This is a genomic window from Halomonas sp. ND22Bw (assembly GCF_003011945.1).
In the GTDB taxonomy this organism is placed as follows: Bacteria; Pseudomonadota; Gammaproteobacteria; order Pseudomonadales; family Halomonadaceae; genus Halomonas; species Halomonas halophila.
Window position 1 is genome coordinate 1 of sequence record NZ_PXWD01000187.1, and the last position, 439, is coordinate 439.

1 pseudogene is annotated in these 439 nt (G+C 62.6%); it reads right to left on the reverse strand.

The features are described from left to right. Nucleotides 1–171: 171 nt before the first annotated feature. A pseudogene (locus tag CVH10_RS26645) lies at nucleotides 172–439 on the reverse strand (coproporphyrinogen III oxidase); the annotation flags it as partial.

A 439-nucleotide genomic window follows, 5' to 3' on the forward strand; every position in this document is an offset into this window, starting at 1 on the left:
CGCTTCCATATGGCAGGATGGACCCACATGACGCCAGCGCGGGTCGATGCCGTCCAGTCGAGCCTTCAAGAGAAAGCGGACGAGATCAACGGATCTCTAACTGCTGCTTGAGGCACCCATAGCAGCACTGCCGAGGACGATTTGCGGGCAGGGAACGCTCGTCCCTTGGGTTCACACCGTGCGGCTGTGGGTTCGCCCCGAGGTGCCCAGGTATGCATCGAATGCTGCGGCTACGCTCCGGACGAACGTTCGGGCACCCTCGGGGATGCTCAGGACCTCCCCATCAAGCTCGATCAATCCATCGGCTTCGAGCGTTCGGAGCCTGTCGAGCGACTCCAGAAACTCGTCCGAACGCCGCGCATGCGCACGGCAAGCCTGTCCTACATCCACCGAGAAGTCGCACATTAGCCGCTCGATCAGCGCGGCCCTGAGACGGTCG